Here is an 11,825-nt window from a genome sequence, read left to right as displayed (position 1 = left end):
GATGCTGCCGCTGATGCCGCTGCTGATGCTGCCGCTGATGCTGCTGCTGATGCTGCCGCAGAAGGTGGCTTGAACGCGGCATCTTCATCTAGGCTGAAAAACCTAGCTCTAATTCTAGCTGGAACAGCACTAGAGAAAGCAAATGAAGCAATTGCTAATGCATTGAAAAACAGTAACAAACCCAGTAGTGAATCAACTCCATCTACATATTGGAGTGCCCTTAAGACAGAAATGCTAAAAACGTACCCATGTGATGCTGCCGCTTCTAGTGATTGCCCTAAAGTAAACAACGCGAATCAGCGTGATGCTCAGGAATACATGGTTTTGTCTTATGCTCAAAACTTGGGTAAAAAAGACAATAATGCTGTAGATGCGGTGACTTTTGAAAAGAGCTGGGATGCGGGAAATCAAAAAGCGCTTAAAAGTGGTCTTAGCAACGTAACAAATACTGCGGGAATTCCAAGTATGCTTGATTACATGGGCAGCTTTGATATCTCAGGTAGCCCCTCTGCAGCAGTGGCTGTAATTGCTGAAGCTAATGTTTTCAATAGTGTAGCCAGCTTTGAGTTTACCTAAATAAGCCATCTAGCGAGCGAAAGACAAAATGGATTCTAATCTATATCAATATCTACAAGATGGCAAAGTGCTGATGGGGTTTCCCTCTATGAGCGTACGCCTGATAGAACATGATAAAATGTCTGAGCTTGCTACGGAGTCTACCTTTGGCAGCGACGCTATTAATAAGGTAGGCTCTATTAGCAAGTTGATTACAGCAATCGCTGTGCTTATTTTATGTGATAATCAACAGCTAGAACTCGACGCGCCTGCAACAAAGTACTTATCTTACCTAAAAAAAACCCACTGGGCTCAAAGTCAAAAATCACCAGTGACCGTAAAAGATCTGTTGATGCATACAGCAGGTTTACCTAGAGGTGCTTTTATTGGTTCTTCCCCAAGTGAAGAAGAAATAGCAGCAACCTTAAACAATAGAGACCTCATGTCACTTGGAAAACGTGACAGTAACCCGATTAAATATTCAAACTTGGGCTTTGTTTTATTAGGCCAAATTATTGAGCTGGTTACTCAGACGCCTTATACGCTTTTTGTTAAAAAAACCATCTTTTTGCCGCTAGATATGAAAAGTACAGGCTTCGGCGTACCTGAACCTGATTTGATATTTGCTAGGCCACATCAGCTGTCCTGCTTTACTAAGGCCAGTAAGTCACCGTTTACATGTGAACCAATGCCCTTAATTAGTACGCCGCCGTCATCGTCAGATATGCATTCTAATACGCGTGACATCATGCAGCTACTTCAATGCTTAATTACAGGTGGAAGATGCAATGGAACAAAGTTATTAACTGAAATCAGTCTCAATTTACTGTTTACTAGCCACAACTCTATTGACAATGGCATTTCTCGGGGTATGGGGTTACTGTTTGCTAGCTCAAAGCTGGGAAATTTAGTATTTGAAGCAGCTGAACACTTAGGCCATAGCTGTGTAATTTATATGGTGCCAGAAAAAGGCTTTGCATTGGTCGCTATAGTCAATAGAGCCTCAGCTGGAGATGAACTGTTTCACATAATAAATGAATTTGCCAGTCATTACTTAACACGAAATACAGACGTAAAGCTAAGTCACTCCCCTGCAGATAAAAACGCTTTAGTAGGTGAGTATTTCGATCACCAAGGTACCACATTAAAAATTGTACTAAAAGAAGGCGAGTTAAAAGCGGCTGTTGGCACTGACGTTTTGTCTCGAGTTATCGCTAAAGGTCAGCGAGGGTTAATTACAGAAAATGGTAGATTGGCAAAATACCCTTGGTCTATCCAAACGTCCGGTGGCACTACTTGGATTAACGCTGGGCCTCATCAGTTTTGCCAAAGTACACACACCGCCTTTGAGCGCCATTCTGGCAAAAACTATGACGCGTTAGTGGGTGTATATAGCAATAATCAAGTTGGTCGCATCGCTATCTATAGTCGAGGTGGTCAGTTATACGTCGCTTACTCCCCGTGGAAAGAAGCACTCCTGAAGAATGTTAAAGGAACTCTATTTAGACAAGTCGGAGGGCCTTTTCCCTCAGAGCTCGTAAAGTTCTCTACCACATTGCAGCAACTGACTCTATCTGATCATTCATTCTTAAAAACAACTGAGGTTTACTAGTGGCATACTACATTGAACTATTTATACATGGGTTAACTAACCTGTTTATTATAGTAATTTTGTTTTGGTTTTTTTTCTGGGATTGTGAACGACACAATGCCATACGACGTTATTTCATCCCTAAAGTGTACCGGCCATTCGCTTGGATAGGCTTAAATGTTGAGTGGACTATGTTTACACCAGACCCCCCCATGAGAGACATGTGGCCAATGGTAGTTTTCACCCACGAAGACGGTTCAAAATCGAACTGGGAACCAATCCCTTATAACGAACTAAAAATTTGGGAAAAACTAAAGTATAAAAAAGTTTTGAAGTTTTATTTTCAAGTCACTGCAAACAAGGCTGACAAACAAATAAAACGCGATTTTATTGAATATATACAACGCACTTACAAAAGCAGGGTCAAACGGACCAAAATAGAGCTTTTCCGCATCGTTCGCGACACACCTCCAATTGAAGCGCAGAGTGAAATTTTGGAGGCTAAAAAAGAGCTAATATTTACTTTTCATCCATACCTTGGTGAGGACTAAACATGCCTATTGAAACTTTACTTGAAGCGTGGAACAATTTTTTCTTTGCTCCAATCTCTGTTTATCCGATCGCGGTATTTCGCATTATTTTTGGCTGCGTGTTATTGACTGATGCCATATATTTGCAAAACCGAGCAGAGCTTTATTTGGGGCCAGCAGGCCTGACTGAATATAATAGATATGTTAAACGAGCAGGTGGCGTATCAATGTCTTTGTTCTTGTATTTACCGGGAACAATGAGGTCTGCACAGCTCATTATGGCTGTTCACCTCACTGCCATCATCATGTTGATTATAGGTTTTTTAACACCGCTGAGTGCCGTACTCGCATATATTACCACGCGTTCAATTGTAAGTCGTACCGATCATTTAACGAATGGAGGCGATGCAGTGGCAAAAGTGATGTGTTTCTTGCTTATTTTTACACCATGCGGAAATACGCTGTCACTCGATGCTCTGCTATTTAATCTACCCGAAAATTTAAATAACTCTCCTGCCGAGCAGGCTCCTTGGGCACAAAGATTGATGCAGATCCAGCTGTGTTTTATATACTTCAATACCATGTATTGGAAATTGAAAGGTAAAACTTGGCGAGAAGGTACAGCTATTTATTACGCTGTGTCCAATGATATGTATCGACTGTTTAAGTTTCCTAACTTTTTACTCAAGAAATCTTTGGTTCAGATAATGACCTGGGGAGTTCTTATCTTTGAGCTATTACTGGCACCTGGTCTATGGATCACAGAGTTGAGTCCTTGGTTTGTCGGCGGAGCGATGTTAATGCATTTGAGCTTTATGATTTTCCTGAATATCCACCTATTCAGTCTGTATATGATGTCTGTACTTATATTGTTTATTAGCCCCGCAGTCATAACATCTGCAATAAGCTTAATAACATGACTAAATTGAAAGCTTGGTCTCACAGGGAGTCACCTGAAGTGCCTAAATTTAAAGATTCTGGCTGCATAGTTTTTGTTGATGGGACCTGTGGTGCATGCTCTAAAGGCGCCCGCCTGATTGCCAAACTTGACAAAGATGAGGAGTTTCTGATTTGCCCAGTTGGTAGCCTACTTGGAAGTAGTGTTTTACGCCACTACGGACTATCTCCTGATAATCCTGAAAGTTGGTTATATCTAGAAAATGGTAAACCCTACTATTCAATGGAAGCGATTATCAAAGTGGGTGAGCGGCTTGGCGGGTTAGGGAGTTTATTGACAGTTTTGAGGATATTACCTATTTCGATGCAAAATAAACTTTACAGATGGATAGCCAAAAATCGCTATCGCATGATGGGAAGGACTGATATTTGCACAATCACAGACCCAGCCTTGCAGAAGAGGATAATCGAGTAGCTCAATTGCATCAACCTGCTTTCTTAGACTATGTTAATTAAGTTGGACGCTCCTCCCTTTGATCGGATTAATCTAAAGACAGAACTTCATTAGAGATATTGGAGTTTCTATTTGAACCTTAGCTATAAATTATATTATGCTAAGATTTTCTTAGTATCTAACCTATAATTGTACTAAGGATATTTCATAGGTTGGATCTTAAGAAAACTTGAAGTTGAACTCTGTTAATGATCAAATAGTTACGCCAATAAAAACATGACCAAAAACAGAGTTCACATGCAGATTAACCAAGTTTCAAATCAATTAAAAGCCCTTATCTCAGAAAAACACCTCATTGAGCTTGCAAAAACCTCCGGATTTCAAGTTCGACACCGTTGCCTGTCGATCGTTTCTCTGCTCAAAGCTGTGTTCAAAAGCTTATCTTGCCTGCAAGACGCTAACTTGTCAGATATCCATCAGAACCTGCGAACGCAGGCCAATTGCACGATAAGTTATAAACCTTTTCATAATCAAATTCGAAAACCTGCCTTGACTGAGCTAGTCCGTGAACTCGTTATTCAAGCGATGTCTAAATTGACTGTAAACACGCTGGATAAAACCTTTTTTACCCAGCGAGGAATATTGCGAGTGTTATTGCAAGATGGCTCTTCATTTGCTCTACATGATGAATTAGCTCCGGTTTTTGCTGGTCGCTTTACTGCGATAAGTCCTGCCGCAATTGAGTTACATCTTACTTATGACCTATTTAACGAACAGCCTTGTGAAATAGATATCCGTCCTGATGTTGAAACCGAGCGAGCCTTTTTACCGGGTAGTCACACACTTGGAGATACGTTATTACTTGCTGATGCAGGGTATTTTGATTTAGATTACTTTGAGCAAGTATCTCAAGATGGCGGCTACTTTTTGGTTAGAGCGAATAAAAACATCAACCCAACCGTCACATCTGCTTATTGCGCGGGCGTAGAGCTTAAAGAAAAGCATATTAAACTCAAAACATTGCTCAAAAAGTGTGCTAGTCAGCCACTTGAGTTAACAGTACGCTGGAAGAAAAATGGACCCGAGTACAGGCTTATTTATCTACCCGATGAAAAACGCCCTGTTTTCCTTGTTACTAATTTAAAAGAAACACAGTTTAACTTTGATGAGTTACTCGATATATACGCGACTCGTTGGCAAATCGAGTTACTTTTCAAAGAGCTAAAGTCATGGAATAACCTTAAGGGATTCATCACAAGAGACCCACACATTGCAGAATCGCTGGTTTGGCTGAGCATACTGCAAACACTTATCAAGCGGTTTATCTGCCATAGTGCAGCGACGATATTTAAGTGTGCGATCTCGACATTTAGAGCGAGTAAGTGCAGTTATCTTTGGCTGGATGATATTCTGGATTGCATAGAGCAAACACAGTGTAATCGTAAGGTACACCGTGTACTTAAGCTACTAGCGGTAAATTGTAAGCGGCAATCCATTGAAAAAAATAATGACATGTGCCGTTTTAAAATAGGAAGTCACACGATCTGTGTTCCTTAAGAACTAAGCTATGAGGGTGGATTAGCATAAATTTAATCCCCTAAGTTTTAAAAATCACTGAAGCGGTGCAGCCCTTTTCCATATTATTTGATATGTTAAATGTCCACTGGTATTTTTCACATATATCTTGAACAATTTTGAGGCCTATACCAAACCCTTCATAGCCGCGAGGTTGTTCATTTAGGCCTAATCCATCATCAATAACATCTATTCTTTGTTCAGAAATAAATAAATTTACACTACCTTCAATACTGCAATTAATAGCATTTTTTAATAAGTTACATACTACTGCTGAAAATAGTAATGGGTGCGCATGTAATGAAAATTCATTCTGTATGTCATAATGGAAATTTACTTGATTTGCTTTGATAGTAGGGGAAAAGTTCTTAACTATTTTGTCGATAAACGTGTCTGATATTGAAACGTTACTGGTATTTGAAACTTCGTCTCTAGCAAGTAATAGGAAAATATGAGTTAACTGCTCCATTTCTATTACAGCATCATCTATTCTAGTTAATTGCTTTGTAGTCTTATCATTATTTGCTCGTCTTAAAACACTTACACCGCCTCGAATCACCGTCATAGGAGTACGTAGTTCATGACTAATATACCTAGTAAAAGTTTGCTCCCTAATAAATGCAGAATATATTCGCTTACGATAGCTATTAATGCTAGCAAGCATCATTTCTAACTCAAAAGATAATTTTCCATTAACAGATAAAGGTTTACTAACTTCATGTGAATCATATTCAAGCATTTCAGCTAACTCTGAAAACGGAGAGCTTATCCGCTTTGCCATTTTAATAATAAAAAATGCAGAGCCAATGAATAAAATCACACCTGAAGAAAGTATCATAATTTGGAAAATTGCAAAGTATGTATCGTCCCACTCTATTTGGTCGACATCCTCAATGGCATAAGCAGTAATTTCATCATTATTAATTTTTATTTTTTGCGCAAATACAGTGAATTCACTGTCGTCATCAAAATGAATACTTTGGATACCCAGCCAGTCGACGTTAATTTTATCTTTAATTTTTTTTGGTAAAATTTCATACGTATTATAGATTGTTAATATCGGATCTATTTTTATTTTTATTTTTGTATTTTCGCTTTTTTGAAAAAGTTTTAGGTGATAGGGAGCTTTTAGTGCCAAACGCTGTTCACTGGCTTGATTTTCAGTGTACAACACCGTGTAATAAAATAAGCATCCATAAAAGGCTAATAATATCAAAGCGCCCAATAGATATACTTTTATAATTATTTGACTAATTGGTTTACTTTTAAACATTACACTCACTCAATCTGTATCCTGTTTTAGGTATAGTTTCTATAACATCTTTGTCATAAGGCTTATCGATTTTGAGTCTCAATTGGTATATGTGTTTTCTAAGTATGTCTTTATCAGGTAGCTCATCTCCCCAAATACTATCCTCTATCTCTTGCCTAGAAACTACATTGGGTGCTTTAGTTATTAAAAGCTTCATAATTTTGAAACAAGTTGGGGTCAGTTTGATTTCACTCCCTTCTCTCCAGACCTGACAAGTTTTGAGATTAATTGTAACAGGACCGAAAATAACTGTTTTTGCAAAGCCATTTCCTGAACTCCTTCGAACAGCATTTATTATTCTAGCTTCCAAAAGTTCTAAATTAAAAGGTTTGACTATATAGTCATCAGCTCCTATTTTGAGCCCTTGTAACATGTCACTATCGGTATCTCTGGCCGTAAGCATTATGATAGGAGTATCATATCCTTCCGCTCTAAGCCGATGACATACTGTTATACCATCAATACCGGGAAGCATTATATCTAAAATAATACAGTCAAAGTTGTTTGACTGAGCTAATGCAAGACCTAACGTGCCTGTCGCTGCAAAGTCTAATTCAAACTCTGAACCTTCAAAGTAATCAAATATAACTTCGGCAACAGTATGACAATCTTCAATCAGTAGAATTTTCAATAGACACCTTATTTTCAAATTTATCGTTGCATACTAATAGGTAACGTACAGTGGATTTTTCTTCAACAACACAATGAGCGTCAAATAAATCTTTAAAAATAATAAACTCGTCCTGCTTTATAGCAATATATATTTTTCCACTACTGTTAACTAAGTCTCGTAAATATGCTTTTTCATTTATTTGTTTAGCTCTACCATTTGAATAAAACTGTCCACTAAATGGGCGTTTATTCCAATAATACAAAGGGGCTTCTTTAAACGATTTTTGATGTAATTCGAGTAGCTTATGTTCGCTTTTGTGCTCCCATGCACCCTTTAGCAGTGCACTTAACATAGCTATTAAGGTTAAAACCGTAAATAAAGCCAAGTAATTGCATAGCTTAGTAAATTTTATGTTTAAGGCTATCAGTATAGCTAATGCACTAAAACCAGGTAGCACATAGATTGGCAACACATTACCAGCTAAAGTAAATAGTAATAGTGGCGAAATCACCCAACAAATAAGGTACTTATTTATATTTGGCTGGTCGGGTTCTTTTCTAAGTGCTTTTTTAATATTTTCTTTTTTGAATAGTAGTCCTAAAGCTAAAAATGACCAAGGGCTTGCGCACAGTAACCAATAAAACCAAATTGTACCTCTAGGTTTAACGTGCGCTGTGCCATAAAGATCGCCTTCCCATCCAGATACAAGGAATCGCTGAATATGTTCACCAACTATAAAATATTCTAAAAAGCCCGGAGTACGTATTTCGGCTAGAATGTACCAAGGTAAAGTTAGACCTAAAAAAACGAACATCCCACTTACCCAAGGCAAGCGTCTTATAGCTACTTTAAAGCAGCCTTGCCAAGCGCTCCAAACAACGAGTGAAATCCCTATAAGCACGACAGCAACAGGTCCTTTAATTAGCATACCGAGCGCTAAAGAGACAAAAAATAAATAGCCATAAAGTTGGTTTTTTTGAGCATAGCATTGCCAATAGCTAAACATTGCAAGGGTATAAGCAAGAAGCAAAGCACTATCCGTCATAACCATGCCAATAGCAACGATAAACCCTAAGCTAGAAACTAGCACCAATATAGATAAAACACTTTTACTTAAATTCGTCAGGGATAATGTGAATCGAAAGACCAAGTAACAGGTTAATAAACCACACAATAAGTGAGGTAAACGAGCAGTAAACTCATTTATACCTAAAAAATTAAAACTAATGGCACTCAGCCAGGTTTGAATTGGAGGTTTCCCCCAAAATGGCACGTCGTAATCAAACTGAGGGGTAACCCAGTTACGAGTTTCTACCATGATACGAGCCATTTCCCCATACCTAGCCTCAGTTGTATCGTAGAGAGGGAAAAGTCCTAGTGAGACAAGCCTTATAGCGATCAAGGAAATAATAATTGCTAAAGCCCAATATACTGTAGAATTTATTTTATCAGCCATGTTTTTTCACCATGCCGTTCTGACTCTTTTGGCTTTGTTTATCCATTATTAAATATATAGGACGCCCTTTGGTCTCAGCATAAATACGTCCAATATATTCACCTAAGACGCCTATAGCTATCAGTTGAACTCCCCCTAAGAATAACTGGGTCAACATTATCGAAGGGTAACCCGCAACGGTTTCTCCAAAGAATAGAGTCTTGGCAACAACCCATAAGCCATAAAAAAATGCGGATGTAGATATTAAAGTGCCGACCCAGGTCGATATTTGTAAAGGCTTTACACTAAAAGCTGTAATGCCAGATAGGCCTAACTTTACCAGCTGAAAGAAAGACCACTTTGTCTCTCCTGCAACGCGTTCAGGACGCTCAAAACTAATTGTTGTTTGCTTATATCCTGGCCATGAAAGAATTCCTTTCATATAGCGGCTTCTTTCTGATAATTTCTTTATATCATCAACAACTCTTCTACTTAATAGCCTAAAATCACCTACGTCCTTTTGTAATGGAACCTCAGATAAATGGTCAAGTAACCTGTAATAAATGTGAGCGCTCCAACGTTTTAAGCGTGACTCACCTAAGCGGGATGACCGTTTCATATTTACAACATCAAAACCTTGTTTCCATGCATTTAGCATTTTAGGAATAAGTTCAGGTGGATCTTGTAAATCAGCATCCAATAAAATAATAGCTTCACCTCTAGCATTATCTATACCAGCGGTCATCGCGGCTTCTTTACCAAAGTTACGACTTAAGTTAATGCATTCAATATCGGCATAATGATTGGTTAAATTTGACATTGCATTCCAGCTATCGTCAGTACTTCCATCATTAATATAAATGACTTCCACATGCTCGTTTAATAACAAGCTTAGAGCTTTCGATAGGTGGTGATTAAAGATAGGCAGCATTTCTTGCTCGTTATAAACAGGCACTATGATGCTCAGCGTTATATCTTCATTAACAGACTTAGGGTGTTCGACCAGTTTCATTAAGCTCTCCAATAATTTTACAAAGCAAGCTTAAAACAACCTGAGTCTATAAAAAGTCAATGCATCAAGACAATTTATAGACATCTTCTAATTAATAATGGCTCTACGATTAATTATTTAATGCTTAATAATGCAGCAACTAAAAAAATTTTGTTTTGTAGGAGGTGCAGGGTTCATTGTTGATAGTTTTATTTTTTTTATTTTAGTAAATCATATCGATTCAATTATAACCGCACGCGCAATAGCATTTTGGCTAGCAGCTAGCACAACATGGTTAGGTAATAGAGTTTACACCTTCAATAACCAGGCTTATGAAAGCGCTGTAAAACAATGGAGTAAGCACATGTTCGCAGCTCATTTATCTGGCGTAATCAATTTAATAGTTTTTTGGATAGCCAAAGAGCTTTTCTTAATTCACTTCGCTTTTTGCTTAGGAATTATGGCCGGTTTGGTAAGTAACTACCTTTTAGCTAATAGGTTTGTATTTACTAAAAATTCTAACGAAAGAAAAAACAACTTCCTTCTCAATAAAATTAGGGACTAGAAATGCAAGTCAATAAAGTGAAAATAATCACTGTTCTTATTACTTTTAGCGTAGCAATTTGTGCATTAATTATTTTGGCAACACCTCCAAAACTGCCTTTATCATCCAGTAATAACAAAGCTTTAGTAGTCAATATATTAAAGGCTAAACCTCAAGAATTTACACCCAGTTATCAAGCTTATGGCCGAATAGAAACACCAAATATTCTAACTTTATTTGCACAAGTCGAAGGTGAAATTTTATTCCTTAATAATAATTTTGAAGTTGGTAGTCGAGTAAATAGGAGTGAAACTATTTATCATATTGATGATGAGGACTATAAAAACCAGCTACAAGCTCGATTGGGAGAGCTTAAAGTAGCAGAAGCTAACTTAAAGCTTGAGCTCGGTGAGCAACGCTTTTCGAAAAGTGAATACAAAAGGGTTAGACCTAAAAAAGACAGCCCTAATTTAAAACTACAAGAATCATTAATGTTGCGAAAGCCTCAATTAGAAATAGCTAAAGCTAATATTTTAATTGCAACAAGCAACCTAGAACTCGCAAAAAAAAATTTAGAACGTTGTAAATTTCAATCTAAAGAAAACTACGTCGTTTTAGAAAAGAGCGCTTACCAAGGCGACTTTGTTAAAAAGGGAGATAAGATTGGTACTTTTGCTCAACTCTCTGAGCTTAGGGTAAGCTTATCAATACCTCACGATGTTGCTTCAGTATTGTCTATTGGTCAGCGGTTTAAGGTTTATCGAGACGATAATACATTTTTTAATGCCCATATATCTCAAATACCTCCAACACAAGCGCTAACTAGCCAACTACAAAGTGTTTATCTAACTGTAGATAATGACAGTGGAACGCTGATGATAAATGAATTTGTGGCCGCAGAGCTAACTTTACCTACTTTTAAAAATGTACTTAAAGTTCCTTTATCTTCTATTGATGGCGACAAGATTTGGCTCGTCGATAAGAACAATCAATTGTTTTCGAAAAGGGTTAACGTAATTTGGAAAAATAAAGAGAGTATCATAATCAAAAATATTCTAGAGGAAGGGATGTCTATAGTAAAAAACAAAGTGTCTGGTGCTAAAAATGGATTGAAAGCTGATATTAGCAACGGAGAGCTGTAATGAAAAATAGTAAAGCGGAGTTTTTCAAGTTAGTTGTCGCCTCAAGTTAAATTTTATGCCACCCGCATTTCTTCTTTTTTCTCAGGATTCAAATTTACTTCGTTTATCATTGACCAATCTCGTGACTTTCCTGACCAACGACTTGGGTTATTCAATTTAGCTGCGTCGTTTACCTGCTGACGCTTG

General features: G+C 37.7%; 12 protein-coding genes. 8 read left to right on the top strand and 4 right to left on the bottom strand.

Annotation, left to right across the window (positions count from 1 at the left end; translation table 11 throughout):
- From H5187_RS21865 to H5187_RS21840, 6 genes are all read left to right on the top strand, one after another.
- Positions 1-576 (top strand): hypothetical protein (locus H5187_RS21865; protein WP_182785341.1); only part of this gene is annotated, 576 nt, incomplete at its 5' end.
- A gap of 28 nt (positions 577-604) precedes the next feature.
- The gene (locus H5187_RS21860; RefSeq protein ID WP_182719592.1) at positions 605-2,167 is read left to right on the top strand and encodes a serine hydrolase; all 1,563 of its coding nucleotides are present in this window, start codon (positions 605-607) and stop codon (positions 2,165-2,167) included.
- A 170-nt stretch (positions 2,168-2,337) separates the two neighbouring features.
- Complete coding sequence (locus H5187_RS21855) at positions 2,338-2,697, top strand: hypothetical protein (protein WP_220491396.1); 360 nt, start codon at positions 2,338-2,340, stop codon at positions 2,695-2,697.
- A 2-nt stretch (positions 2,698-2,699) separates the two neighbouring features.
- Positions 2,700-3,596: an HTTM domain-containing protein gene (locus H5187_RS21850; RefSeq protein WP_182719594.1), complete on the top strand. Its 897-nt coding sequence runs from the start codon at positions 2,700-2,702 to the stop codon at positions 3,594-3,596.
- The gene (locus tag H5187_RS21845) at positions 3,593-4,048 is read left to right on the top strand and encodes a thiol-disulfide oxidoreductase DCC family protein (RefSeq protein ID WP_182719595.1); all 456 of its coding nucleotides are present in this window, start codon (positions 3,593-3,595) and stop codon (positions 4,046-4,048) included. Before H5187_RS21850 ends, H5187_RS21845 begins: the two co-directional genes overlap by 4 nt.
- Before the next feature lie 255 nt (positions 4,049-4,303).
- Positions 4,304-5,584: an IS4 family transposase gene (locus H5187_RS21840; protein ID WP_310737027.1), complete on the top strand. Its 1,281-nt coding sequence runs from the start codon at positions 4,304-4,306 to the stop codon at positions 5,582-5,584.
- 40 nt (positions 5,585-5,624) lie between these two features.
- Here the strand turns inward: H5187_RS21840 and H5187_RS21835 are convergent, their stop codons facing one another.
- The 4 genes from H5187_RS21835 to H5187_RS21820 are packed head-to-tail and all read right to left on the bottom strand — an operon-like array spanning position 5,625 to position 9,974.
- Entirely contained in the window at positions 5,625-6,875 is a 1,251-nt protein-coding gene (locus H5187_RS21835; protein ID WP_182740896.1) for a HAMP domain-containing sensor histidine kinase, read from the bottom strand.
- The gene (locus H5187_RS21830) at positions 6,868-7,545 is read right to left on the bottom strand and encodes a response regulator transcription factor (protein ID WP_182719598.1); all 678 of its coding nucleotides are present in this window, start codon (positions 7,543-7,545) and stop codon (positions 6,868-6,870) included. Before H5187_RS21830 ends, H5187_RS21835 begins: the two co-directional genes overlap by 8 nt.
- Positions 7,526-8,983, bottom strand: a complete 1,458-nt coding sequence (locus H5187_RS21825; protein ID WP_182740895.1) for a glycosyltransferase family 39 protein — start codon at positions 8,981-8,983, stop codon at positions 7,526-7,528. Before H5187_RS21825 ends, H5187_RS21830 begins: the two co-directional genes overlap by 20 nt.
- Positions 8,976-9,974, bottom strand: a complete 999-nt coding sequence (locus H5187_RS21820) for a glycosyltransferase family 2 protein (RefSeq protein ID WP_182719600.1) — start codon at positions 9,972-9,974, stop codon at positions 8,976-8,978. Before H5187_RS21820 ends, H5187_RS21825 begins: the two co-directional genes overlap by 8 nt.
- A gap of 130 nt (positions 9,975-10,104) precedes the next feature.
- Between H5187_RS21820 and H5187_RS21815 the strand changes: the two genes are divergently transcribed.
- The gene (locus tag H5187_RS21815) at positions 10,105-10,518 is read left to right on the top strand and encodes a GtrA family protein (protein WP_182719601.1); all 414 of its coding nucleotides are present in this window, start codon (positions 10,105-10,107) and stop codon (positions 10,516-10,518) included.
- 2 nt (positions 10,519-10,520) lie between these two features.
- Positions 10,521-11,639 carry an efflux RND transporter periplasmic adaptor subunit gene (locus tag H5187_RS21810; protein WP_182798361.1) on the top strand — a complete coding sequence of 373 codons (1,119 nt, stop codon included), beginning with the start codon at positions 10,521-10,523 and terminating at the stop codon, positions 11,637-11,639.
- Positions 11,640-11,825 lie beyond the last annotated feature (186 nt).

The organism is Pseudoalteromonas sp. SG44-1 (assembly GCF_014164315.1).
Taxonomy (GTDB): Bacteria; Pseudomonadota; Gammaproteobacteria; order Enterobacterales; family Alteromonadaceae; genus Pseudoalteromonas; species Pseudoalteromonas rhizosphaerae.
The sequence above is the reverse complement of the archived record's forward strand: the minus strand, read 5'-3'. Positions and strand labels throughout refer to the sequence as shown.